Here is a 23,423-nt window from a genome sequence, read left to right as displayed (position 1 = left end):
CCCCGGCCCCTGCTTTAGGCTAGGGCGACCTCACCTGAACGGAAACGTGCGCCATGTTGCAACGCCTGCTCTGCCTGCTGCTCTCTCTCACTCTCCTCACTCCCCTTGTCCAGGCTGATGACGCCATCACCCAGGTGGAAGAGCTGCTGCAGAGCGTGCCCAAGACGGACACCCCGGAAAACCAGAAGTTGCGGGAAAGTTACCAGCAGGCGCTGCAGTTTGCCCGGGAGGCCCAGCGTTATCGCGAGCAGGGCAAGGCCTATCAGCAGATCCTCATCGACTATCCCAAGGAGTCGGCCCGCCTCAAGGAGAGCCTGCACAACTACCAGCCCCAGCCTCGCCCGGCCCTCTCCTCCCTGAAGGAGGAGGCGCTGCGCCAGGCCATCGGCCTGAGCAGCAACCGCCAGCTCAACCTGCGCAAGGAGCGCCAGGGGGTGATGGACAGCCTCAACCAGCTGGAGAGCACCGGCCAGGAGTATCACCTGCGGGTCGACGAGCTGCGCAAGCAGTTGCAGCAGACCCGCGCCCTGCTCGACCGGCTCAGCTTCAGCAGCGAATCGGATCGCCAGCAGGATGCCCAGCAGCTGGTCACCCGCCTCAAGGAACAGAGCCTCTCCGACCGGATCCAGATGCTGGAGCTGGAGCAGCTCTCCGCCCAGCAGCGCAACGATCTCGGCAAACTCAGGCTGCAGGAGCTCAACCTCGCCATCACCGACGAGGATGAGTGGCAGACCAGCCTGCTCAACCAGCAGAACCAGCTGCGCCGCGACAAGACCGAGCAGGCGCTGGCAGAGAGCGAGCGGCTGCGCAAACAGCTCACCTCCGACATGCCGCTGCTGCTGGAGCAGCAACAGCAGAACCAGGCGCTCTCCATCCAGCTCGGCGCGCTGGAGGATCAGATAGAGCGGGTACAGGATGAGCAGCGGGTGATCGACAAGAACCTGTCGAGCCTGAACGATCTGGTCAACTCGGTGCGCGAGCAACTGGAGTGGCTGCAGATCAGCAACGCCTACGGCGAGAACCTGCGCAGCAAACTCTCGGATCTGCCCGCCTACTTCCCTCTCGACAAGCTGGAGTCGGCCATCGTCAACGCCCGCATGGCCAAGTACCAGTACGAGACCGAGCAGGACGCACTCAAGGACCCGCGCCAGATGCGCGATCAGCTGCTGGCCGCCGACGAAGTCGCCCTCGATCGCGCCCAGCAGGCGGTGCTCGACAACCTGCTCAAGGCCCGTCGCCAGCTGCTGACCCGGCTCAACGACGCCTCCGACAGCCTCATTCAGGAGCAGACCCGGCTCAAGCTGCTCTACAGCCGCCAGAACAGCAAGATCGACGAGATCCGCGAGCTCAGCGCCAGCCACCTGTTCTGGATGCCGGACGTGCGCCCGCTCACCCCGGCCGTGCTGCTCGGGGTGCCGGCGGCCCTCGGCCTCGCCCTCAACCCGGTCAACTGGCTGCAACTGCCCCAGGCCATCGCCGAGAACAACCCTATCACCCTCACCTTCGCCGGCATCGGCATCCTGGTGCTGGCCTGGTGCTGGTTCAAACTGGCTCGCCACCTGACCCACTACAGCCAGCACATAGCGCCCCGCATCGGCAAGGTGACCCAGGACAAGTTCAGCCTCACCAGCCGGCTGCTGATGCGCTCCCTGCTCGCCTCCCTGCCGCTGCCCGCCATGGTGCTGATGGTGCGCGGCCTGCTCGACGGCGCCTGGCAATATCCGTTTGCGGTGGCGGTAGCCCGTGGCCTCGGCGAGATCTGGTTCCTGCTGTTGGCGCTCTTGATGGCCCGTCACCTGACGCTGGAGAAGGGGATCCTGATCCTCCATTTCCGCTGGCAGAAGGAGCGGGTGCAGAAGGTGTGGAGCCAGTTTCGCACCCTCTTGCTGGTGATCATCCCGAGCTTCTTCGTGCAGGGCATGGCCAACAGTTATCAGGAGCACGCCTTCTACGACTCCCTCGGCCGACTGGCCTTCATCGTCGGCGCCCTCTGGCTGCTGCTGTTCTTCGCCCGCCTCAACCGGGAGCGGCTGCCGCTCACCTGGGGCCAGGCCGACATGACCAAGCCGCACCTGCTGCACCACTTCATCTGGAACAGCCTGATGCTGGCCCCCTTGCTGGCGGTGATCGGCTCTCTGCTCGGCTACTTCTATACCTCCCGCATCCTGCTGCGCCAGCTGGAGCTGAGCCTGCTGATGGGGCTGGGCTGCCTGCTCGTCTATTATCTGGCGCACCGCTGGATGCTGATCCAGCGCCGCCGCCTCGCCTTCGAGCGGGCCAAGAGCAAGCGGGCCGAGATCCTGGCCCAGCGCGGCCGGGAAGAGGGGCATGACGAACTCAGCTCCGAGATCCCGGACGTGGTGGAAGACACAGAGCTGGATCTGGATACCATCAGCGCCCAGTCGCTCGGGCTGGTGCGCACCCTGCTGATGCTGGGCTTCACCATGCTGGTGGTGGTGCAGTGGTCCGAACTCAACTCGGCGTTCAGCTTCCTGCGCAGCATCGAGGTGTGGCAGGTGAGCAGCAAGATTGGCGGCATTGAACAGCTCTCCGCCATCACCTTGCAGGATCTGATGCTGACGGTGTTTACCTTCATCCTGACCGTGGTCACCGCCCGCAACCTGCCGGGCCTGATGGAGCTGACCCTGCTCCAGCACCTGAGCCTCTCCCCCGGCACCGGCTTTGCCATCACCACGGTGACCAAGTACATAGTGCTGGTAGTGGGGGCGCTGACAGGCTTCTCCATCCTCGGCATCGACTGGTCCAAGGCGCAGTGGATGGTGGCGGCCCTCTCCCTGGGTCTGGGTTTCGGGCTGCAGGAGATCTTCGCCAACTTCGTGTCGGGCCTCATCATCCTGTTCGAGAAACCGATCCGGCTCGGCGACACCGTCACCATTCGCGAGCTGACCGGCACCGTCACCAAGATCAAGACCCGCGCCACCACCATAGTGGACTGGGACAGGAAAGAGATCATCGTCCCCAACAAGGCTTTCATCACCGAGCAGTTCATCAACTGGTCGCTGTCAGACGCCATCACCCGGGTACGGCTGCGCATCCGCATCGGCCTGACCCAGGAGCCCAGAAAGATACAGACCATTCTGGAAGAGTCGATCCGGGCCTCCACCCTGGTGCTGGAGACTCCCTCCCCCGAGGTGTTCCTGATCGAATTTACCGACTCGGCGCTGATCTACGAGATCCGGCTCTACGTGAACAGCATGGATCACCGCATGCCCATCACCCACGAGGTCCACTCGCTGGTGCTGGAAAAATTGCAGCAACAGGGGCTGGGGCTGCCGCACCAGCAGATCGACATTCGTCTGAGCCGGGCCTGAGCAGGCCCCACAGGAGTACATCATGCAGATCATTGCCCATCGCGGTGCCAGCGGACTGGCGCCGGAAAATACCCTCAAGGCCATCCGGCTGGCACTGGCGCTGGGCGCCGGGGCCATCGAAATCGACGTGCAGCTGGCCGACGGCGAGTTGTGGGTGTTCCACGACCGGAGGCTGGAGCGCTGTACCGACGGCAGCGGCGTGTTGACGGCCCAGTCGCGCGCCTACCTGGCGAGCCTGGATGCCGGTGAGGGGGAAGGAATCCCGACACTGTGGCAGGTGATGGAGGTGATTGCCGGCCAGGCCGAGCTGCATATCGAGCTGAAAGGATCACAAACAGCTGACGAGGTGGCCCGACTGACCCGGCGCGCCGAGGCCGAGCTTGGCTTCGGGCCCACGCAGTGGGTCGTCTCCTCCTTCCATCACCCGGAGCTCGCCCGCTTTGCCGCCCTGCGCCCCGACATCCGGCTGGGGGCACTGACTTCCACTATTCCCCTCACCTTGGCCAAATTTGCAGCCGAGCTGGGGGCCTGGTCGCTCAACTGCGACGTGGATTTTGTCGATCAGGCTCTGGTGCAGGATGCCCACAAGAGCGGGCTCAAGGTGCTGGTCTATACGGTCGATGAGCCCGCCGATCAGGCGATGCTGGCTGCCATCGGCGTCGATGGCATCTTTACCAACCGGCCGGACCGCTTCCTGCCGTCGACCAAAAACGGACTCATTGTGTCAGGGGGAGTTCGATAACCGCTGATTTAAGCTATAAATTTAAAGGCACACCGGGATACAAAAAGTTCTACTTTGGCCGATACAGTGTTGGCCCATAACAATAAGACCACACATCGCAGACTGACGCTCACAAGGATGTAAACATGAACTTATCCATCAAGAACAAGCTTGTCCTCGCCATCGGGGTCATTATCCTGGTCATCACCGGCCTGCAGGTCTGGTACAACACCACCCAGCTAAGAAGCGAAACCCAACGCCTGATCTGGAGCTTCATCGACGACAGCTCGGCTGCCAATGTGAAAGGCATCTCCCGCTGGCTGGACGCCCGCATCAGCATGGTTACTTCCACCAAGGAGGCCTTCGCCAAGGAAGACGAGCCCATCAGCCACCTGGCCCAATCCATGAATGCCGGCAACTTTGACCTGGTCTACGTCGGCACCAAGGATGGCAAGATGATCCAGAGCAAGCCGACCGACCTGCCGGCCGGCTATGACCCTCGTCAGCGCCCCTGGTACAAGGACGCCATGGCCGCCGGCAAGCTCGCCATCACGGCGCCCTACGCCGACATCACCACCGGCCAGCTGATCATCACCATCGCCGAGCCTTTCACCCGGGGCAATACCCAGGGTGTCATCGCTGGTGACGTCTCCATCGACGCCCTGGTACGCGATGTGCTGGCCATCAACTCGGAAGGGACCTACGCCATCCTGGTGGACAGCAACGGCACCATCATTGCCCACCCGGACAAGGAGCTGGCCCTCAAACAGGCGACCGCCATCTCCCCCGAGCTGACTGCCGCCAAGGTCAACGAGCTGGCCCATGACAATACCATCTCCGAGATGGATATCAGCGGCAAACCCAGCGTGTTCGACCTGACCGAGATCCCCAACACCAACTGGTATTTCGGCATCGTGGTGGATGAAGCAGTCGCCTACCAGTCCGTCTCCCGCATGGTGACCTCCGCCCTGCTGCAAGGCCTGCTCACCATTCTCATCGTCGCCGGCTTCTCTTATGTCGCCATCAACGGTTCGCTGGCCCCGCTGAAAACCCTGGGCGAAGCGATTGCCGATCTCTCCCGCGGCAACGGCGATCTGACCCGCCGCGTCAAGATCGAGCGTGAAGACGAAGTGGGCATTGTCGCCAAGCACGTCAACACCTTCATCGACCGGATCCACGTGATGGTGCAAGACATCTCCAACTCCTCCGGCCAACTGAACCAGCAAGCCAAGTCGTCCCACAACATGGCGGAAAAATCGAGCCAGGGTCTGGCTCGCCAGCAAAACGAGATCTCCCAGATCGCTACCGCTGTGCACGAGATGTCCGCCACTGCGGTGGAAGTGGCAAGCAACGCCGAGCAGACCGCCGATGCGGCCCGCAGCTCTTCCAGCAGTTGCGAGCATGGCAAGCAGGTGATCGCCCGCAACCAGCGCTCCATCACGGATCTGGCTACCCAGGTCAAGCAGGCCTCCGGCATCATTCAGGAACTGGAAAAGAACGCCCAGGAGATCAACACCATCCTCTCCACCATTCAGGGCATCGCCGAGCAGACCAACCTGCTGGCGCTGAACGCCGCCATTGAAGCGGCACGGGCCGGTGAACAGGGTCGCGGCTTTGCGGTGGTGGCCGACGAAGTGCGGGTGCTGTCCCAGCGTACCCACAGCTCCACCGTCGAGATCCGCAGCATGATCGAAACCCTGCAGCGCAACACCCAGGGCGCCGTCAGCACCATGCACGAGGGTCAGTTGCTGGCCCAGAACAGCGTGGAAGATGCCAACGATGCCACCCAGGCACTGGAGCAGATCACCGCCTCCATCAACCAAATCTCCGACATGGCCACCCAGATCTCCAGCGCCGCCGAGGAGCAACGGGCGGTGACCGACGAGGTCAGCCGCAACATCCAGGCGGTCAAGGATGTCTCGGACGAGCTGGCGGTCGATGCCGACAGTTCGCGCCATCTGTCTGAACAACTTAAAAATATTTCAGGTGAACTGAGCAATCAGGTCGGCATGTTCCGGATCTGATCAACCGAAATCAAAGGGGCCACACAGGCCCCTTTTTTTATAGAAAAATGCTTTTGTTTCAATAGTTATTACCACATCAACCATCGGGACTATGGGGATGAAAATCCCCATACGAAGCGCTATCTCATCATAAAGCAACGCATCAAGGCTGACATTCGGATTAGTTTTTTGAACTCAATCACAGTATTGTTCTATCCGTGAATAATTCTTATTAAATATTTTTGATAAAAAACTTAAAAACTTTATGGGTAATACCTAAAAAGAGAGGTGTTTCTCATTTTTTTGAAAGAAAACTACGTATAATCCTGAGCTTAAAATAACCATAGCAATGACTGCGGCTGATACCGATAACTGAAGGATGGCGATAATTACGGCGTTTTCATCCAAGGAATGGGGTGATTTTGATAAAAGTCACCATTGCCAAGCACTAAAACAAACCAGTTTGACTTGCATCAAGCCTGAATTTTTTTCATAGAGCAAAATCGTGCCCAGCAAATCTATCCCTAAGGAGGCAGATGTGGATATTATCAAGACCGATGTCGCCATCATCGGTGCTGGTGGCGGTGGCCTGCGTGCCGCAATCGCCATAGCAGAAGCCCACCCGGAGCTGGAGATCGCCCTGATCTCCAAGGTCTACCCGATGCGCAGCCACACCGTGGCCGCAGAAGGCGGTGCCGCCGGTGTCGTCCGTGATGATGACTCCCTCGAAAACCACTTCAACGACACCGTATCCGGTGGCGACTGGTTGTGTGAGCAGGACGTGGTCGACTACTTCGTCAACAATGCCACCAACGAGATGATCCAGCTGGAGCACTGGGGTTGCCCCTGGAGCCGCAAGCCGGACGGCAAGGCCAACGTGCGTCGTTTCGGCGGGATGAAGATCCCCCGCACCTGGTTCGCGGCAGACAAATCCGGTTTCCACATTCTGCACACCCTGTTCCAGACCTCCATCAAGTACCCCACCATCAAGCGCTTTGACGAGCACTTCTGCATGGATCTGATCGTGGAAGATGGCCGCGTCCAGGGCGTTCTGACCTTCGACATCCAGAACGGCATCACCCGCTTCATCCAGGCCAAATCCGTCATTCTGGCCACCGGTGGCGCCGGCCGTGTCTACCGCTACAACACCAACGGCGGCATCGTCACCGGTGACGGCATGGCGCTGGCCTACCGCCACGGCGTGCCGCTGCGCGACATGGAATTCGTGCAGTACCACCCGACCGGTCTGCCGGGTACCGGCATCCTGATGACCGAAGGTTGTCGTGGTGAAGGCGGCATCCTGCTCAACAAGGATGGCTACCGCTACCTGCAAGACTACGGTCTGGGTCCGGAAACTCCGGTCGGCCAGCCGAAGAACAAGCACATGGAGCTGGGTCCGCGCGACCGTCTCTCCCAGGCCTTCTGGCAGGAGCAGCAAAAAGGCCGCGTGATCCAGGGCCCGATGGGCGATGTGGTTCACCTCGACCTGCGCCACCTCGGCGAGAAGTACCTGAAAGAGCGTCTGCCGTTCATCTGCGAACTGGCCAAGGCCTACGTGGGTGTGGATCCGGTGAAAGAGCCGATCCCGGTCCGTCCGACTGCCCACTACACCATGGGCGGCATCGAGACCAACGGTCAGTGCGCCACCCGCATGCCGGGTCTGTACGCCCTGGGCGAGTGTGCCTCCGTCGGTCTGCACGGCGCCAACCGTCTGGGTTCCAACTCCCTGTCCGAGATCGTGGTATTCGGCAAGGTAGCCGGTGAGCACGCCGGTGAGTTTGCCAAGACCCAGCAACACGGCAACACCCAGGCGCTGGCCGCCAAGGCCGAGGCGCTGATCAAGCAGCACCTCTCCCTGCTCGATATCGACGGCACCGAAAACCCGGCCGATATCCGCAACGAGTTGGGCATGTCCATGGAAGCCGGGGTCGGTATCTACCGTACCGAAGAGCTGATGCAGGGCACCATCGACAAGATCAACGAGCTGAAAGCCCGTTACAAGAAGATCAAGATCAACGACAAGTCCTCGGTTTTCAACACCGACCTGCTGTACGCCATCGAACTGGGCTACATGCTGGACGTGGCCGAAGCCATGGCGCACTCCGCCCTCAACCGGAAAGAGTCCCGCGGTTCCCACCAGCGTCTGGACGGTTACGAAGAGCGTGATGACGTGAACTTCCTCAAGCACACTCTCTCCTTCTACAACGGTGAAGGGGCCCCGACCATCGATTACTCCGATGTGAAGATCACTAAATCCCAACCGGCGAAACGCGTATACGGTTCCGAGGGTGAGAAACAAGACGAGGCTAAGAAGAATGGCTGAGATGATCGAAATTGAAATCCTGCGCTACCGTCCCGAGCAGGATAACGAGCCCTGGATGCAGACCTTCCAGGTGCCCTACCTCAAAGAGATGTCCCTGCTGGATGCGCTGCAATACATCAAGGATCATCTGGACTCTACCCTGAGCTTCCGCTGGTCCTGCCGGATGGCGATCTGCGGCTCCTGCGGCATGATGGTCAACGGCATTCCCAAGCTGGGTTGCAAGACCTTCCTGCGCGACTACCTGCCGGGCAAGATGACCATAGAGCCGCTCAACAACTTCCCGATCGAGCGCGATCTGGTGGTCGACATGTCCGACTTCATCGAGAAGCTGGAGAGCATCAAGCCGTACATCATCCCGGCCGAGCCGCGCAGCCTGTGTGACGGCGAGTACACCCAGACACCGGCTGACATGGCGAAGTATCACCAGTTCTCCATGTGCATCAACTGCGGTCTGTGCTACGCGGCCTGCCCGCAATATGGCATCAACAAGAAGTTCACCGGTCCGGCAGCACTGGCGCTGGCCTATCGCTACAACGCCGACAACCGCGACAGCGCGTCCAGAGAGCGGATGAAGATCATCAGCCAGGACGAGGGCGTCTGGGGTTGTACCTTCGTGGGCTACTGCTCCGAAGTGTGCCCGAAAGGCGTGGATCCGGCGGCGGCCATCCAGCTTGGCAAGGTCGAGAGCGCCAAGGACTACATGATCGCCATGTTCAAGCCAGATTGAGATCAGGAATGAGACCATGAACAACACCAATAGCAAACGTAAGCCTTACGTCCGCGAAATGAAGAAAGACTGGTGGCTGAAGAATGCCTTCTACACCGGTTACATGATCCGCGAAGGCACCAGCATCTTCGTCTCCATCTACGCCGTCGTGCTGATGTGGGGTCTGTTGCGGCTGGTACAGGGTCAGGAGGCGTTCAACGGCTGGCTGGAATCCCTGCAAAGCCCAATCGCCATCCTGTTCCATGTCATCGCCCTGGCAGCCTGCCTGTTCCACGCCAAGACCTGGTTCGCACTGGCCCCGAAAGCCATGCGCATCTTCCGTGGCGAAGACCTGGTGCCGGAGAAGCCGATCGTCATCGCCCAGTATGTGGCGCTGGCGGTGGTATCCCTGCTTGTCCTGATCATCGTGGCCTGAGGAGAAAACCATGAGACGTTCTGACGAACCCAGTTATTGGTGCCTGTTTGGTGCCGGGGTGTCACTCAGAAACGTTGGCCACGATCTCTCAATCATGATTTGAGGAAAAAATATGAGACGTTCTGACGAGCCTATATATTGGGGACTGTTTGGTGCCGGCGGCATGGTGGTTGCCATGCTGCTGCCGGTCATTGTCCTCATCACCGGTCTGCTGGTGCCCATGGGCATCATGGACGTGGAGACCATGAGCTACGAACGCGCACTCGAGTTCGCCAGCTCCTGGTGGGGTGCCTGCATCCTGCTGGTCATCATCGCCCTGCCCATCTGGCACGGCATGCACCGCATCTACCACGGTCTGCATGATCTGGGGATCCACACCACCAAGCTGCACCACTATGTGTTCTATGGCTTCGCCTTCCTGGTGTCCGCCATCACTCTGGGTCTGCTGATGGTACTGGTATTCCAGTAAGCGCATCCTGACGCAATGACAAACCGGGCCAAGTGCCCGGTTTTTTTATGGCCCCTCGGCGGCTCACACCACAGCCCGATAGCGGCATTCCCCCTGGATGTGCCAAGGCACTCAGCCACATTCAGCGCCAACGGTCAGCCCCGTCACCACAGCGTCGGCGCCGGTTCACGACCATTTTCCGCGTAGTAGAGCGACGGCAGAAACTGCGCCAGATAGCTGAACTCGCTGTAGCAGTGGCGCATCAGGTTGAAGCCTATCTCGTCCGGCACCTCGTCAAACGGGTTGGCGCAGGTTTTGCCCAGCAGGAAGCGGCTACGCAGCACACAACCATAAGGGGTATCACGCGCCAGGTGCAGCATCTCGCCATCCAGCGGCGCACCGTTGTCATCCAGAGCTACCTCGTCGCCAAAGCCGATGCGGGCGCAGATGGCGGCAGAGAGAGCCTGCGTCTCCCGCGCCTCCTGCAGCGGCTGCGACGCAAACACCTCTTCGGCGCCATGGAACTTGAGGCGGGCTGCCACTGGCGGCAGCTCGGCAAGCCACTCCACCGCCGCTATGCTAGCCCCCACATAGCGCTCCCCTTTTTTCCAGTGATGATCCCAGCCCCGGTGCTCGACGTGGTCGTGCGGGTGCCACCACCTGATGTGCTGGGTCGTTTCGAAGAAGGTGAACCACCAATCCAGCATGCGCCCCTTGCAGCCGTGCAGATCGGTGCGGATGGCGACCGTCAGCAGGCCGTCGGAGCTGCGGGTCAGGCCCATTTCCAGGCGTAGCGGCTGCGGCCTGAGCAACTCATTGATGTCATTGACGCCCCAGGGGGCAAACAACGGGGAAGTATCCATGATGAGACTCCAATAAATTAGGAAACGAAATTAGTTTCCTAATTTAAGCTATGCCTGTATGCTGGGTCTGTCAATGCTTTCCAGGAACCAATCATGTCACAGCAAACCGATGAAGAGACACGCTCACGAGGCCGTCCGGTCACCCCGGAAGCCGACCTGCGCGCCGCCCTTGCCGAAGCGACGCTGACCTTGTTGCTCAAGGGGGGTTACGGCGCCGCGACCGTGGATGCGGTGGCCAAACAGGCGGGGGTTGCCAAGAAGACCCTCTACCGCTTCGCCGCCAACCGTGACGAGCTGGTGGCGCAGGCGGTGCGCAGCTGGACCGATGCCTTTCAACCGGCCTTCGAGCAGGATGCTGCTCACCCAGGCGCGCTGGGGGAGATGTTGGAGCAGGGCTTGCAAGCCATTGCCAGCCAGGTGTTAAGCGCGCAGGCGGTGGGCATGTTCCGGCTGCTGCAGCATGAATTCGCGGGGCGCGATGCCCTGCTGGCGGCCTATCAGGAGAACGGCATTGCGCGCGGCAGGGCGACCCTGGCGGCGTGGTTGCAGCGCCAGCAACAACTGGGCTGGCTGCGCGAGCTGGACACCGCCCAAACCAGCGATCTGTTGCTGGCGATGACCATGGCGGAGCCGCTGCGCCAGATGGCGCTCGGCTTGCTGGCGCCTGGCAGCGACATCCGCGCGCGCATCGCCGCCGCCGTAGCCCTGGTTCTGCCCGGCCTGGTGCGAGGGTAAAACCCCCTCGGTAAGGAACCTGCACCAGGGCAACGGGCGAGATGACATCCGAGATCGGAACCTGCCGAGGAGCCGCCGCCAGGCGGCCCCCATCCCAGCCATAAAAAACCGGGCGTCAGGCCCGGTTGTTGATGCAGGTCACTCTGTCGGTGGCAAAAAACGGCGCATCACCTCGTCGCTGTAACCGCTGTCCTGAAACTCGATGAACACCTGGTTGAGGCGGGTCACCAGCTCATAGGCCCGTGGCGACCCCTTGCTCACCAGCAGATAGAAGCCCTTGCGGCTGGGCAGGGCCAGGTTGAGCAGGCCGCTCTCGCTCTGGTAGATGCCAAGGCCGATGCCGCTCATCAGCGGCTCAATCTCGCTGGGCAAGAAGTCGCAGCGATCACGCCCCAGCATGTCCAGCGCCTGCTGCAGCTGCTTGACCCGGCGCGGCTCCAGAACCAGTCCGTAAGGGGCATAGTTGTAGCCGATCACCCCGCACACCCGGGAGCGATTGACCGTCTGCAGATCAGGCGCCTCGGGAAAGCGCCGCTTGAGGTAGAAAAATCCGAGGTGGGTGTAGTAGAGCGGCACGCTGTAGAAGGCATATTCCGCCCGCTCCGGCTTGTAGCTGGCATCCCAGGTCAGCTCGCACAAGCGATTCTGGCGATAGTCGGCCAGCTCCTGCTGCACCCGCGCCCAGGGCAGATAACGGATCTTGTAGGGCAACCCGAGCTTTTTCAGGGCCTCGAGCACCTGGGTTGTGGCGGAGCCGGTGAGACGGCGGGTGTCGGGCACGCCATCCTTGCGCTCCCAGTAGGTGAAGGGAGCCCACTCGTTGCCCTCCCCCAGACAGATCTGCACCTCAGGCTCCGCCGCCTCCACCAGCCCGGCCAAGCCCCATCCCAGCAGCAACAACATGGATCGCGTCATCGTCTCACTCCTTTGCTTCCCTTGCAGCTTAGTTCAGGCGGGAGTAACGCCCCCGTCAGGAGGCTCTCTCCTGCCACAGGGCCAGCAGGGGCGCGGGGATGGCGCCGTAGCGCAAGATCGGGGTCTGATGCCAGTCGGCCAGCCGCTGCAGCGCTTTGGCCAGATCCTGCGCCAGGGTCCTGGTCACCCTGACCCCCGCCTCCAGATAGAGGCTCTTTATCTCGAAGATCCCCTGCTGGCGATGGGCCTTGGCATCCATCCTGCCCACCAGCTTGCCGCGATGCAGCAGCGGCAGCACGAAGTAGCCGTACTGGCGCTTGGGCGCCGGGGTGTAGCACTCGATGCGATAGTCGAACTGGAACAGCTCTCTGGCCCGTTTGCGATCCCAGACCAGCGGGTCAAACGGCGACAGCGCCGTGGTGTGGCTGGCCTTGAGAGTGCCGGACTGGGCCTGGGCCAGTTCGTCTGCCAGCGAAGCGTGCACGAAGGCGCCGTGCTGCCACCCCTCCACCCGCACCGGCAGCAGCTCTCCCTCGTCCGCCAGCTGATGAAGCAGGGCATCGTATTTGCCGCGCCGCAACCGATAGTAGTCGGCCACCCAACCGGTCTTGACCAGCCCCAGCGCCCGACAACTGGCTCGCACCATGTCCCTTTGTGCCTGTTCCGGGCTTGGCAGATCCCGCTCGTCGCGCCACTCGGGCATCACCCGCTCGGCCAGATCGTAAACCCGCTGGAAATTGCGCCGCTCACGCACCATCAGCTGGCCTGCGGTAAACAGCACCTCCAGATGGCGCTTCTCCGGCTTCCAGTCCCACCAGCCGTTGCCCTTTCCCCCCTTGCGTTCAAAATCCGCCGCCCGCACCGGGCCGTGCTGGCGAATGCGTTCGATGATTTCGCCAATCTCCTGTTGGTGGGTGGCAAGCCAGTTGGCCGAAAATTTCCAGCCCATGGCGGCGGGATCCAGCATGCGATGGCGCAGCAGGCGGTAATCCTCGCGCGGCACGAAGCAGGCCTCGTGCGCCCAGTATTCGAAGATCTCGCCATCGGCCAGCAGCTGCTCGAGCCAGCGCGGATCGTAGTGGCCGAGACGGCTAAAGAGCACCAGATAGGGGCTGCGCGCCACTACCGAGATGGTATCGATCTGCAGCAGCGCCATGCGGCGGATGGTTGCCAGCAGATCGGCCGCTCGCGCCTTGCCACGGCGCGGCGTCAGCAGGCCCTGGGCCGCCAGTTGTAGATGACGGGCATCCTGCAGTGAAAGATGGGGAATCGACATGACGAACCACTCCTTGGTATCGGGATATGGGCGGCTTGCGGCGCCTGGGAGTCAATGCAGAGAAACAGGCAAGCGGACCCCGCCAATCAGGCCATCAGCATGCCCAAGCCGCCGTCAAATGAAAATGCCCGGCTCAGAACCTGTTCACGATCTGTGACGAGAGGTCGTCAGCAAGGTAAAGAGCAGCGCAGGAACCAGAGTGTATATAAATACATGAGGATTCCGAGCAGCACATGAGCCTTGATCACGACCTCACAGTAAGAACATGAGCAGGTTCTCAGGGTTTGGTGATGACCGCCACATCCGCGTGAGGAAACTCGACCTGCGCCTGCCAGCGGGCCGCCAGAGCGCGAAACGACGCCTCGGCAAAGAAGACGATATGGGTAGGATCGTGGCGGTAACGCCAGTTCTTGAACCGCTCGTCACCGAGCACCCGCTGGGTTTGCAGCACCAGCATGCCTCCAGGCTTGAGACAGGCCCACAACCGGTCAAGCACGGCGCGCGGTTCGGCAATGTGCTCGATCACCTCGGTACTGGTGATGAAGTCATACTGCTGCGCCAGCAGCTCGGGCTCATCGGCATAGAACTTGTCATAGCCCGCCATCTGGTAGCCCGCCTCGCGGCCCATGGTGATGAGTGCCGGGCCCGGGCCACAGCCAAAATCGAGGCCGCTGGCCGGTGGAGGCAGGCGGCGCTGCACCTCGCCGAAGGCCCGCTGCAAAAACTGGCGATAGCGGGGGTCATTTACCTGGTTGTCGTGGCCGTCATAGACCGCCTTCTCGCGCGCAGGATCCAGGTGCTCGGCCGCATCCAGCCAGACCAGCTCGCAGGCCCGGCAACGATGGTACAGCTTGCCGGCCACCGGCAGCTCATAGGCATCGGCGACGCAGCAGAGCGGGCAGGATAAGGGGGTCATGGCATCTCCTCTCGAAAGCGGGGCGGTCAAAAGTGGCCGCAGCTTGCCTGCCCGCCTGGCGGCTGACAAGGTTTTTGTCCGGCCACCCCGCAATCGCGGTCGCAGCATTATCTATTTTTTCAACCAGTTGCCTCTGTGTGAAACAGATTTTTTACCTCTTAAGGGTTTCTTAAGTTTGCCCCTTTAGTCTGATGACAATCGACAAGAAGGAGCCATCCATGACCACAGACATTCAAGCCCCCTATCGGCTGACGCTGGCCGACACCCCGCAGCAGGTCATGGCTCTGCAGGGCTACATCCAGGCCGCCTACAGCCAGGAATTCAACGCCCGCATTCCCCATTTTCTGCCCTGCCTGCTCGGCCTCTACCGGGCCGACGGCCTGCTGGTCGGCGCCTGCGGTCTCAAGCTGGCCAGCAGCGAGCGCCTCTATCTGGAGCAGTATCTGGAACAACCCATCGAGGCCGCCATCGAAACCCGGCTCGGCGCCCCCGCCCGGCGTGATCGCATCGTCGAAGTGGGCAACCTCGCCTGCAGCGAGCCCGGCAACGCCCGCCTGATGTTTGCGGCGCTCTGCCGCCTGCTGTGTGACAACGACCTCGATTACGTGGTGTTCACCGGCACCGCCAAACTGCGCAACAGCTTCCACCGCCTCCACCTCACCCCGGTCGAGCTGGCTCCCGCCCAGGCCGACAGGGTGGGTGACGACGCCAGCGCCTGGGGCGCCTATTACCACTGCCAGCCCAAGGTGATGGTCGGCGATCTCGGCATCGGACGGCAGGCACTGGCTCAGGGCAGCCTGCTGCTCTCGCTGCTGGCACCCATGCCCTCCCTGTTCAACTGCCCACACCGGAGCGCCTTATGATGCTGTTTGACCAAATCGCCTACTTCGCCCGCCAGACGCCCCACAGCCCGGCTCTTGCCAGCAGTCAGCACAGACTCAGCTACGAGGTGCTGTGGCAGCAGTTGCCACCGCTGGCCGACCGCCTGCAGATGGCCGGGATCCGCCGGCTGGCGCTGCAGCTGGACAACGGTCTGCCCTGGGCACTCATCGATCTCGCCTGCACCATGGCCGGCATCGTGGTGATCCCGATCCCCCACTTCTTCAGCCTGGAGCAGCAGGAGTGGCTGCTGGAGAGCAGCGGCGCCGACGCCCTGATCGGCCCCCACCATCCCGGCTGGCAGGCAAGCGACCCGCTGCAACTGGCGGTCGGTGAACTGCCGTTGTGGCGCCGTACCCCTGCCCGGCTGCCACCTCTGCCCGCCGGCACCGCCAAGATCACCTATACCTCCGGCACCACAGGGCAGCCCAAAGGTGTCTGCCTGTCACTGGCCCAGATGATGGCGGTCTGCGCCTCGCTGGCCGATCGGGTCGCCCCGGCCAACGTCGAGAAACACCTGACCCTGCTGCCGCTCACCACCCTGCTGGAAAACCTGACCGGCCTCTACGTGCCGCTGCTAACCGGCGCCTGCAGCCGCATCCCTTCACTGGCAGAGCTCGGCTTTGCCGGCTCCAGCAAGCTGGACCCTGCTACCCTGGCCCAGGCCCTGCTGCGCTGGCCCACCCACAGTCTGGTGCTGGTGCCCGAGCTGCTGCGCCTGCTGCTGGCCCTGTGCAACGCCAACCCGGCGCTGGCCGAGCAGCTGACCGGCCTGCGCTTCGTCGCGGTGGGCGGCGGCAAGGTCTCGCCCGAGCTCATCAGCCGGGCCCGCAAGCTGGGGCTGCCGGTCTACGAGGGGTATGGCCTGTCGGAGTGCGGCTCCGTCGTGGCCCTCAACGGCCCCGACGGCCACAGCTTGGGCAGCGTCGGCCAGCCACTGCCCCACTGCCGGGTATCGATCGCCGCCGATGGCGAGATCCTGGTGGAGGGAGCCGCCATGCTCGGCTATCTGGGCAGCGACGAGCCGACGCCAGTACTGGTCGCCACCGGCGATCTTGGCCACCTGGATGATGAGGGGTATCTGCACATTACCGGGCGCAAGAAGAACGTCCAGATCACCGCCTTTGGCCGCAACTTCTCCCCCGAGTGGGTCGAGGCGGAAGCCCAGCTCTGCCCGGCCATCGCCCGCATCGTGATCTTCGGCGACGGCCAGCCAGCCAACGTCGCCCTGATCCAGCCACTGCCCGGCGCCGACGCCCAGCTGGCCCAGCAGATCAAGCAGCTCAATCACCGCCTGCCCGACTATGCCCGCATCCATCACTGGCTGCCGGTGGCGCTGGATCAGCATCCGGAGCTGCTGACCGCCAACGGCCGCCCCCGTCGCGAACGGATTTATCACCACTTTTCCCGGCAGATCAGCCAATGCCTTACAGGAGAGACCTCATGAGCTTCTATCAAGTGCTGCAACAAGCCACCGCCCCGGCCCGGGAGCATCTGTTCAACGCCCCCATCATAGAGGCGTGCCGCAAGGGGGAGATCTCCCGCGACATCTACCTGCGCTTCCTCGCAGAGGCTTACTATCACGTGCGCCACACGGTGCCGCTCTTGATGGCCACCGGCGGCAAGCTGGGCCAGGAGTATGAGTGGGTACGTGGCGCCATCGCCGAGTACATCGACGAGGAGTATGGCCATCAGGAGTGGATCCTGAGCGACATCCGCGCCTGCGGCGGCGATGCCGAGGCGGTGCGCCACGGCCGGCCCGGGCTGCCCATCGAGCTGATGGTGGCCTTTCTCTATGACCAGGTGCAACGCGGCAACCCCATGGGCTTCTTCGGCATGGTACAGGTGTTGGAAGGCACCAGCGTCGCCATCGCCCTGACCGTGGCCGATCAGCTCAAGGCGGGTCTCGGCCTGCCCCCCCAGGCCATGAGCTATCTGAGCTCCCACGGCGCACTGGATCAGGAGCACCTCAAGTTCTTCGAGTCTCTGATGAACCGGGTGGAAAGCCCGGCCGATCAGGCGGCCATCATTCACTCGGCCAAGGTGGTCTACCGCCTCTACGCCGACATGCTCTATCAACTGACGGAAAACCAGACATCATGAAGCTTGAAGGAAAACTCGTGCTGCTCACGGGCGCCAGCGGCGGGATCGGCGAAGCGCTGGCCCAGGAGCTGGCAGCTCAGGGGGCGCGCCTGTTGCTGCACGGACGCAGGGCCAGTGCGCTGGAGAGGCTTCGCAAGGAGCTGCCGCACCCGGAGCGCCACCAGATGGTGATCGCCGATCTGGGCTCGCCCCAGGAGCGGGCCAAACTGCTGCAGCACCCGGCGCTGGACGAAGGGCTGGACGTGCTGATCAACAACGCCGGCTGCAACCAGTTTGCCTGGCTGGAGGATCAGAGCAGCGAGCAGGTGGAGCGCCAGTTGCTGCTCAATGTCGAGGCACCGATCCAGCTCACCCGCATGCTGCTGCCCCGCCTGCGCAAACCGGCGGTGATCATGAACGTCGGCTCCAGCTTCGGTGCCATCGGCTACGCCGGCTACAGCGTCTACTGCGCCAGCAAGTTCGCCCTGCGCGGCTTCAGCGAGGCGCTCGGCCGCGAGCTGGAGGGAACCGGCATCCAGGTGCTGCACTTTGCTCCCCGCGCCACCCGTACCCGCCTCAACTCGGAGGCGGCCTACGAGATGAATGCCGAACTCGGCACCCACACCGACAGCCCCCAGGACGTGGCCGAAGAGGCCGTCATCGCCCTGTGCAACGAAACCCGCCGCAGCTGGCTCGGCTGGCCGGAGAAGCTGTTCGTGCGGCTCAACGGCCTGCTGCCCGGCCTGGTCGACCGGGCTCTGGCCAAGCAAAAACCCATCATAGAGCGCTATGCCCGCCACGCGACGCCTGCTGCCGGCAACTCGGGGCACGCCATTTCCGTCATGACAGAGAAGGAACGTTAAGATGAAGCACGCCACTTTCCGCCCCCGTTTCACCCACGGCGCCCTCCTGCTGCTCATGCTGGGCTCGGGGATGGCCCAGGCCGCCGACGCCCTGCCCGTCATCCAGCAGCAGTGGGCCGTCTGTCAGTATCAGCAGACCGGCAAGGCCAAGGAGAGCTGCCTCGAACAGCTGAGCAGCCAGGCCGATCAGGCCAGCGCCAAGGAGGCCTTTCGCACCGACCTGCTGATCTGGTCGGCCATCGTCAAGAGCACCTGGGCCGGCGCCAAGGGTGGGCTGGGGGCGCTGGGTCTGGTCAAGGAGGCCAAGGCCAAGCTGGAGATCGCCCTCAAGCAGGATCCCAAGGCACTGGATGGCTCCGCCTATACCAGCCTGGGCTCGCTCTACTATCAGGTGCCGGGTTGGCCTGTAGGCTTTGGCGATGACGAGAAGGCCGAGCAGCTGCTCAAGCAGGCGCTGGCCATCAACCCGACCGGCATCGACCCCAACTTCTTCTACGGCGACTTCCTGCTGGATCAGGGCCGCAAGGCCGAGGCCAGGGGCTATCTGGAGAAGGCGCTGACCGCCCCGCCCCGGCCTGGTCGCGAGCTGGCGGATCAGGGTCGACGCATCGAGATCCGCGATCGCCTCGACAAGCTATAAACCCAAGTCGGATCAGTGCGCTATTTAAACTCTGCCCACCAGCTTGCATACTGGTGGGCAGCGTCTTTTGAGGGGAATAACAATGCGGATCCTGTTGGTGGAAGATGATGTGATGCTGGGCGACGGCATGGTGGATGCCCTGCGCAGCAGCGGCTATACGGTGGATTGGCTGCAGCAGGGGCTGCCCGCCCTTTCTGTGCTCAAGAGCGAGGAGTTTGCCGCGCTCATTCTGGATCTCAACCTGCCGGACATCGACGGCATCAGCCTGCTGCGCAAACTGCGCCGGGAAGGCCAAACGCTGCCGGTGCTGATCCTCACCGCCCGCGACGCCCTGGACGACCGGGTACTGGGGCTGGATGCGGGTTCCGACGACTACATGGTCAAGCCGTTCGCCCTGCAGGAGCTCAACGCCCGCCTGCGCGCCCTGGTGCGGCGCAGCAAGGGCCAGGCCCAGGCGGTACTGGAATACGGCGAGCTGCAGCTCTATCCCGAGTCCCAGCAGGTCACCTATCGGGGCGAGCCAGTCAAGCTCACCCCCCACGAATACAAGCTGCTGCAGGAGCTCATCACCCAGAGCGGCCGGGTGCTGAGCAAGGATCAGCTGCAGCAGAGCCTCTACGGCTGGGACGAGGGGGCAGAGAGCAACGCGGTGGAGGTGCACATTCACCACCTGCGCAAGAAGTTCTACAGCGACCTCATCCGCAATATCCGCGGGGTCGGCTATATTATTCCCCAGCTTGAACAGGCCCAGCGCCGGGGCCACCGGGCATGACGCGTCCCCGCTCCATCCGCCGCTTCCTGCTCTCCGGCATCCTGGCGCTGGTCAGCGCCAGCCTGGCCATCAGCGCCCTCATCGGTTATCTGGAGGCCAACCACGAGATGGAGGAGCTGTTCGATGCCCGTCTCGCCCAGTCCTCCCGCATCACCAACCAGCTGCTCAGCCGCTATCTGGAGCAAAATGGCGAACTGCCCGCCAACGGCACCGTCTATCAGGACTGGGAGCAGCACAACCCGGATCAGTGGCAGAAGGACACCAGCTTCAACCTGCGGGGGGAGGACAGGGAGCTCACCCCCTTCGGCCACGAATTCGAGCGCAACCTCTACTTCCAGCTGCTGAGCGAGCAGGGCCACATACTGCTGCGCTCCCCCAGCGCCCCCAGCCAACCCCTCGGCGCCCTGGCCCCCGGCTTCAACAACGTCACCAAGGACAACCACGAGTGGCGCACCTTCACCCTCTACAACCAGGACGAGCACACCTGGCTCATCGTGGCGGAGCGGGATGACGAGCGCAGCGAGCTGGCCAGCAAGATGGCCACCCTGGCCATGCTGCCGCTGCTCATCACTCTGCCCTTTCTACTCGGCCTGCTGTGGTGGCTCATCTCCCGCGGGCTGGCGCCGCTGCGACAGCTGGCCCAGGCCATCGGTGAGCGCCACCCGGCCAACCTGAGCCCGCTCACCCTGAAGATCCGCGCCCAGGAGCTGACCCCGCTCACCAACGAGATCAACCGGTTGATGCACGCGCTGGCCGACACCATAGAGCGGGAGAAGCAGTTCACCAACGAGGCCGCCCACGAGCTGCGCACCCCCCTGGCGGTGCTGCGCATCCACAGCGAGAACGCGCTGGCTGCCGAGGATGCCGAGAGCCGTCAGCACTCCCTGCAGAAGATGCTGCTGGCGCTCGATCGCAGCGATCGGCTGCTGCGCCAGCTGCTGACCCAGGCCCGCATCGACAACCAGCAGGGGCTGGAGCTGACCGAACTCAACCTGAACCAGCTGTTGCAGGGCACCCTGGCCACTCTGGCCCCCATCGCCTTGAAAAAGGATCAGCAGCTGTCGCTGGAAGGCACCGAACAGCTGACGGTGATGGGACAGGCCACCCTACTGGAGCTGATGTTCAGCAACCTCATCGACAACGCGCTGCGCTACACCCAGGCGCAGGGCGAGATCGCGGTCGAGGCGTGCCAGGAGGGGCACAGGGTAAGGGTCGACATCCGCGACAACGGCCCCGGCATCCCCACCGCCGCCCTGTCACGCCTGTGCGAGCGCTTCTTTCGGGTCAATCCCCAGCAGGGGGACGGGGTCGGCCTCGGCATGGCCATCGTCTCGCGCATCGCCCAGCTGCACGGCGCCGATCTCGACATCCACAACCGGCCGGAAGGGGGGCTGGAGGTGAGCGTGCTGCTGCCCGCCCCCTCTCGCCCAGCCTGATCATCACCATAAAAAACGGGGGCCAGGCCCCCGTTTTTTATGCCGTTCGCTTCCCTCAGCGACAGCTCGGCTGCACCGTGAAGGTGCGGCTCGAATCCACTGCGCCGAGATCCGCCAGCAGGCGACGCCCCAGCAACACCGGATAGATCATCTTGCTGCGATCCCGCAGGGTGAACCACTCCTCATACACCTTGTCGCCCAGGCAGATGGACATGGTAACCGTGGGGCGCTGCTCCATGCCGCCGGCACCACGTACCGTCACCATGTGCTCCACCGGCCGTTCCAGGGTCTGGCTCACCTGCCGATCGGTATTGGCATCGGTGACCTTCAGGGTAAAGCGTACCCAGGACTTGCCGTCACGCTTGAAGTGGCGCAGATCCCGCGCATCGAGCGAGGAGGTGAGTGCCCCGGTATCCAGCTTCATCTTCACCGCCACCCCGCTCGGCATGATGAGTCCCTTCTCAATCCAGCCATAGACGGCAGGATCGGAGGCAGCCCGAGCCGCTCCCGGCAGGGCGAGACCGACCAGCAACAGCAGTGGCATCATTCGCAATCCGAACATCTTTACTCCTTGTCAGGGCAGGGCCGACGCTGACCCGAGCAGCCCAGAGTGGGGATGGAAAAGGCGGCTGTCAACTGGTGAACGTGGCCGCCTCGCCGCCACCAGCGCGGCCATGGCGCATGGCGTCAGGATCACGCAGCAGCTTGCCAAAAAGGATTCTGTCAGGATCTTTCAATTAGACGAACGGGGGAACATCAACGGGGCTGGATGAAACCCAAGGCTGTGCTCAGGTTGTGACGCCAAAGGCTACCACAAGGCTTCGTGAATTATCAGTCTTGTTCTGGCGGGATTTTTGCCTACACTGTTGTAAACCGGAGGGCCTGAAAACCACCGGTTTTTTTGCGCCTGCCGAAAAGTTGCCACTGCAAAGTGACCTATCAAACAAGGCTCAATAAGGAATTCGTAATGCGTATCGAAGAAGACTTGAAGCTCGGTTTCAAGGATGTCCTGTTCCGCCCCAAGCGCTCTACTCTCAAGAGCCGTTCCCAAGTCAGCCTGACCCGTCAGTTCACCTTCAAGCACACCCAGACCCAATGGCAAGGGGTGCCCGTCATCGCCGCCAACATGGATACCGTCGGCAGCTTCGCCATGGCGCGTACCCTGGCCAGCTTCGAGATGATGACCGCAGTTCACAAGCACTACAGCCTTGCGCAGTGGCAAACCTTCGTCAATGAGACCGACCCGGCGCTGCTGGGTCACGTGATGGTCTCTACCGGCACCTCCGAGGATGACTTCACCAAGACCCGCCAGATCCTGGCCATGTCCAGCGCCCTGCGCTTCATCTGCGTCGATGTGGCCAACGGCTACTCCCAGCACTTCGTCGAGTTTCTGCGCAAGATCCGCGAGGCCTGCCCGAACCACGTCATTCTGGCGGGCAACGTGGTCACCGGCGAGATGGTGGAGGAGCTGATCCTCTCCGGCGCCGACATCGTCAAGGTGGGCATAGGCCCGGGCTCGGTCTGTACCACCCGGGTCAAGACCGGGGTCGGCTACCCGCAGCTCTCCGCCATCATCGAGTGTGCCGATGCGGCCCACGGCCTCGGTGGCCAGATCGTCGGTGACGGCGGCTGCACCTGCCCGGGGGATGTGGCCAAGGCGTTTGGCGGCGGTGCCGACTTCGTGATGCTGGGGGGCATGCTGGCGGCCCACGAGGAGTGTGGCGGCGAAATCGTCGACGTGGATGGCGAACCCTTCATGAAGTTCTACGGCATGAGCTCGTCCAGCGCGATGGACAAGCACGCCGGCGGCGTTGCCGAGTACCGCGCCTCCGAGGGCAAAACCGTGCTGCTGCCCTATCGCGGCCCGGTCGAAAACACGGTGCGCGACATCCTGGGCGGGGTGCGCTCCACCTGTACTTATGTGGGTGCCAGCCAGCTGAAAGAACTCACCAAACGCACCACCTTTATCCGGGTGCGTGAGCAAGAGAACAACGTCTACGGCAAGGAGTAAACCTGGTTCATCTGCTGTACCGCCTGCTTAAAGAGCTGCACAAAGCACACAACACCTTTATCCGGG

At 62.6% G+C, this 23,423-nt stretch carries 21 protein-coding genes; 16 read left to right on the top strand and 5 right to left on the bottom strand.

Going from position 1 to position 23,423, the window contains the following annotated elements:
* Positions 1-53 precede the first annotated feature (53 nt).
* The 7 genes from mscM (at position 54) to frdD (ending at position 9,990) form a co-directional block, all read left to right on the top strand.
* A complete protein-coding gene (gene mscM / locus AACQ43_RS07355) occupies positions 54-3,332 on the top strand; it encodes a miniconductance mechanosensitive channel MscM (protein ID WP_168966723.1) in 3,279 nt (1,092 codons plus the stop codon).
* 22 nt (positions 3,333-3,354) lie between these two features.
* Entirely contained in the window at positions 3,355-4,074 is a 720-nt protein-coding gene (locus AACQ43_RS07350) for a glycerophosphodiester phosphodiesterase (protein WP_168966721.1), read from the top strand.
* A gap of 125 nt (positions 4,075-4,199) precedes the next feature.
* Complete coding sequence (locus tag AACQ43_RS07345) at positions 4,200-6,077, top strand: methyl-accepting chemotaxis protein (RefSeq protein WP_076360364.1); 1,878 nt, start codon at positions 4,200-4,202, stop codon at positions 6,075-6,077.
* A gap of 517 nt (positions 6,078-6,594) precedes the next feature.
* Positions 6,595-8,379, top strand: a complete 1,785-nt coding sequence (frdA, locus tag AACQ43_RS07340) for a fumarate reductase (quinol) flavoprotein subunit (RefSeq protein ID WP_011706984.1) — start codon at positions 6,595-6,597, stop codon at positions 8,377-8,379.
* On the top strand, positions 8,372-9,106 hold the full coding sequence (locus AACQ43_RS07335) for a succinate dehydrogenase/fumarate reductase iron-sulfur subunit (RefSeq protein WP_011706985.1): 735 nt from the start codon (positions 8,372-8,374) through the stop codon (positions 9,104-9,106). Before frdA ends, AACQ43_RS07335 begins: the two co-directional genes overlap by 8 nt.
* A 16-nt stretch (positions 9,107-9,122) precedes the next feature.
* Positions 9,123-9,521 carry a fumarate reductase subunit C gene (locus tag AACQ43_RS07330; protein ID WP_005298336.1) on the top strand — a complete coding sequence of 133 codons (399 nt, stop codon included), beginning with the start codon at positions 9,123-9,125 and terminating at the stop codon, positions 9,519-9,521.
* A 112-nt stretch (positions 9,522-9,633) separates the two neighbouring features.
* Positions 9,634-9,990 (top strand): fumarate reductase subunit FrdD, encoded by a 357-nt coding sequence (gene frdD, locus AACQ43_RS07325; RefSeq protein ID WP_011706986.1) that lies wholly within the window; start codon positions 9,634-9,636, stop codon positions 9,988-9,990.
* Between the two features lie 143 nt (positions 9,991-10,133).
* Here the strand turns inward: frdD and AACQ43_RS07320 are convergent, their stop codons facing one another.
* On the bottom strand, positions 10,134-10,832 hold the full coding sequence (locus tag AACQ43_RS07320) for a DAPG hydrolase family protein (protein ID WP_168966719.1): 699 nt from the start codon (positions 10,830-10,832) through the stop codon (positions 10,134-10,136).
* 93 nt (positions 10,833-10,925) lie between these two features.
* Here AACQ43_RS07320 and AACQ43_RS07315 point away from each other — a divergent pair, with 93 nt between their 5' ends.
* Positions 10,926-11,567, top strand: a complete 642-nt coding sequence (locus AACQ43_RS07315) for a TetR/AcrR family transcriptional regulator (protein WP_168966717.1) — start codon at positions 10,926-10,928, stop codon at positions 11,565-11,567.
* A gap of 138 nt (positions 11,568-11,705) precedes the next feature.
* On the opposite strand, the gene AACQ43_RS07310 is transcribed toward AACQ43_RS07315, so the two are convergent.
* From AACQ43_RS07310 to AACQ43_RS07300, 3 genes are all read right to left on the bottom strand, one after another.
* Complete coding sequence (locus AACQ43_RS07310; RefSeq protein WP_073351283.1) at positions 11,706-12,482, bottom strand: substrate-binding periplasmic protein; 777 nt, start codon at positions 12,480-12,482, stop codon at positions 11,706-11,708.
* Between the two features lie 55 nt (positions 12,483-12,537).
* Positions 12,538-13,758 (bottom strand): winged helix-turn-helix domain-containing protein, encoded by a 1,221-nt coding sequence (locus AACQ43_RS07305; RefSeq protein ID WP_168966714.1) that lies wholly within the window; start codon positions 13,756-13,758, stop codon positions 12,538-12,540.
* A 277-nt stretch (positions 13,759-14,035) separates the two neighbouring features.
* Positions 14,036-14,674: a class I SAM-dependent methyltransferase gene (locus AACQ43_RS07300; RefSeq protein WP_168966712.1), complete on the bottom strand. Its 639-nt coding sequence runs from the start codon at positions 14,672-14,674 to the stop codon at positions 14,036-14,038.
* 218 nt (positions 14,675-14,892) lie between these two features.
* Between AACQ43_RS07300 and AACQ43_RS07295 the strand changes: the two genes are divergently transcribed.
* The 7 genes from AACQ43_RS07295 to AACQ43_RS07265 all read left to right on the top strand — a co-directional run bounded on the left by AACQ43_RS07295 (position 14,893) and on the right by AACQ43_RS07265 (position 21,346).
* Positions 14,893-15,537, top strand: coding sequence for a thermostable hemolysin (locus tag AACQ43_RS07295; RefSeq protein ID WP_076360370.1), 645 nt, complete (start codon positions 14,893-14,895; stop codon positions 15,535-15,537).
* Positions 15,534-17,000 carry an AMP-dependent synthetase/ligase gene (locus AACQ43_RS07290; RefSeq protein ID WP_168966710.1) on the top strand — a complete coding sequence of 489 codons (1,467 nt, stop codon included), beginning with the start codon at positions 15,534-15,536 and terminating at the stop codon, positions 16,998-17,000. The genes AACQ43_RS07295 and AACQ43_RS07290 overlap by 4 nt, the downstream gene beginning before the upstream one ends.
* Entirely contained in the window at positions 16,997-17,656 is a 660-nt protein-coding gene (locus AACQ43_RS07285) for a TenA family transcriptional regulator (protein WP_076360372.1), read from the top strand. The genes AACQ43_RS07290 and AACQ43_RS07285 overlap by 4 nt, the downstream gene beginning before the upstream one ends.
* Positions 17,653-18,498, top strand: a complete 846-nt coding sequence (locus tag AACQ43_RS07280) for an SDR family oxidoreductase (protein WP_168966708.1) — start codon at positions 17,653-17,655, stop codon at positions 18,496-18,498. Before AACQ43_RS07285 ends, AACQ43_RS07280 begins: the two co-directional genes overlap by 4 nt.
* Before the next feature lies 1 nt (position 18,499).
* Positions 18,500-19,138, top strand: coding sequence for a tetratricopeptide repeat protein (locus AACQ43_RS07275; RefSeq protein WP_076360374.1), 639 nt, complete (start codon positions 18,500-18,502; stop codon positions 19,136-19,138).
* Between the two features lie 82 nt (positions 19,139-19,220).
* Positions 19,221-19,910, top strand: a complete 690-nt coding sequence (locus AACQ43_RS07270; RefSeq protein WP_168966706.1) for a response regulator — start codon at positions 19,221-19,223, stop codon at positions 19,908-19,910.
* Positions 19,907-21,346: an ATP-binding protein gene (locus AACQ43_RS07265; RefSeq protein ID WP_168966704.1), complete on the top strand. Its 1,440-nt coding sequence runs from the start codon at positions 19,907-19,909 to the stop codon at positions 21,344-21,346. Before AACQ43_RS07270 ends, AACQ43_RS07265 begins: the two co-directional genes overlap by 4 nt.
* Positions 21,347-21,401: 55 nt before the next feature.
* On the opposite strand, the gene rloA3 is transcribed toward AACQ43_RS07265, so the two are convergent.
* Positions 21,402-21,908 carry a retropepsin-like aspartic peptidase RloA3 gene (gene rloA3, locus AACQ43_RS07260; protein ID WP_076360376.1) on the bottom strand — a complete coding sequence of 169 codons (507 nt, stop codon included), beginning with the start codon at positions 21,906-21,908 and terminating at the stop codon, positions 21,402-21,404.
* 405 nt (positions 21,909-22,313) lie between these two features.
* Between rloA3 and AACQ43_RS07255 the strand changes: the two genes are divergently transcribed.
* Complete coding sequence (locus AACQ43_RS07255; RefSeq protein ID WP_017409231.1) at positions 22,314-23,357, top strand: GMP reductase; 1,044 nt, start codon at positions 22,314-22,316, stop codon at positions 23,355-23,357.
* The last annotated feature ends 66 nt before the right edge of the window (positions 23,358-23,423 follow it).

Origin of the sequence: Aeromonas sp. DNRA1 (genome assembly GCF_963888745.1) — a bacterium.
Lineage (GTDB): Bacteria > Pseudomonadota > Gammaproteobacteria > Enterobacterales > Aeromonadaceae > Aeromonas > Aeromonas hydrophila.
Note: the sequence above shows the minus strand (reverse complement) of the source record. Positions and strands in the feature narration are given on the sequence as shown.

What these genes read in the sequence shown, in the direction of transcription:
- AACQ43_RS07345 (WP_076360364.1), top strand. Translation starts at nt 4,200, where the DNA reads ATGAACTTATCCATCAAGAACAAGCTTGTCCTCGCCATCGGGGTCATT.
- mscM (WP_168966723.1), top strand. Translation starts at nt 54, where the DNA reads ATGTTGCAACGCCTGCTCTGCCTGCTGCTCTCTCTCACTCTCCTCACT.
- AACQ43_RS07280 (WP_168966708.1), top strand. Translation starts at nt 17,653, where the DNA reads ATGAAGCTTGAAGGAAAACTCGTGCTGCTCACGGGCGCCAGCGGCGGG.
- AACQ43_RS07295 (WP_076360370.1), top strand. Translation starts at nt 14,893, where the DNA reads ATGACCACAGACATTCAAGCCCCCTATCGGCTGACGCTGGCCGACACC.
- AACQ43_RS07290 (WP_168966710.1), top strand. Translation starts at nt 15,534, where the DNA reads ATGATGCTGTTTGACCAAATCGCCTACTTCGCCCGCCAGACGCCCCAC.
- AACQ43_RS07265 (WP_168966704.1), top strand. Translation starts at nt 19,907, where the DNA reads ATGACGCGTCCCCGCTCCATCCGCCGCTTCCTGCTCTCCGGCATCCTG.
- AACQ43_RS07285 (WP_076360372.1), top strand. Translation starts at nt 16,997, where the DNA reads ATGAGCTTCTATCAAGTGCTGCAACAAGCCACCGCCCCGGCCCGGGAG.
- AACQ43_RS07305 (WP_168966714.1), bottom strand. Translation starts at nt 13,758, where the DNA reads ATGTCGATTCCCCATCTTTCACTGCAGGATGCCCGTCATCTACAACTG.
- AACQ43_RS07270 (WP_168966706.1), top strand. Translation starts at nt 19,221, where the DNA reads ATGCGGATCCTGTTGGTGGAAGATGATGTGATGCTGGGCGACGGCATG.
- AACQ43_RS07335 (WP_011706985.1), top strand. Translation starts at nt 8,372, where the DNA reads ATGGCTGAGATGATCGAAATTGAAATCCTGCGCTACCGTCCCGAGCAG.
- AACQ43_RS07255 (WP_017409231.1), top strand. Translation starts at nt 22,314, where the DNA reads ATGCGTATCGAAGAAGACTTGAAGCTCGGTTTCAAGGATGTCCTGTTC.
- AACQ43_RS07275 (WP_076360374.1), top strand. Translation starts at nt 18,500, where the DNA reads ATGAAGCACGCCACTTTCCGCCCCCGTTTCACCCACGGCGCCCTCCTG.
- AACQ43_RS07310 (WP_073351283.1), bottom strand. Translation starts at nt 12,482, where the DNA reads ATGACGCGATCCATGTTGTTGCTGCTGGGATGGGGCTTGGCCGGGCTG.
- rloA3 (WP_076360376.1), bottom strand. Translation starts at nt 21,908, where the DNA reads ATGTTCGGATTGCGAATGATGCCACTGCTGTTGCTGGTCGGTCTCGCC.
- AACQ43_RS07330 (WP_005298336.1), top strand. Translation starts at nt 9,123, where the DNA reads ATGAACAACACCAATAGCAAACGTAAGCCTTACGTCCGCGAAATGAAG.
- AACQ43_RS07320 (WP_168966719.1), bottom strand. Translation starts at nt 10,832, where the DNA reads ATGGATACTTCCCCGTTGTTTGCCCCCTGGGGCGTCAATGACATCAAT.
- AACQ43_RS07300 (WP_168966712.1), bottom strand. Translation starts at nt 14,674, where the DNA reads ATGACCCCCTTATCCTGCCCGCTCTGCTGCGTCGCCGATGCCTATGAG.
- AACQ43_RS07350 (WP_168966721.1), top strand. Translation starts at nt 3,355, where the DNA reads ATGCAGATCATTGCCCATCGCGGTGCCAGCGGACTGGCGCCGGAAAAT.
- AACQ43_RS07315 (WP_168966717.1), top strand. Translation starts at nt 10,926, where the DNA reads ATGTCACAGCAAACCGATGAAGAGACACGCTCACGAGGCCGTCCGGTC.
- frdD (WP_011706986.1), top strand. Translation starts at nt 9,634, where the DNA reads ATGAGACGTTCTGACGAGCCTATATATTGGGGACTGTTTGGTGCCGGC.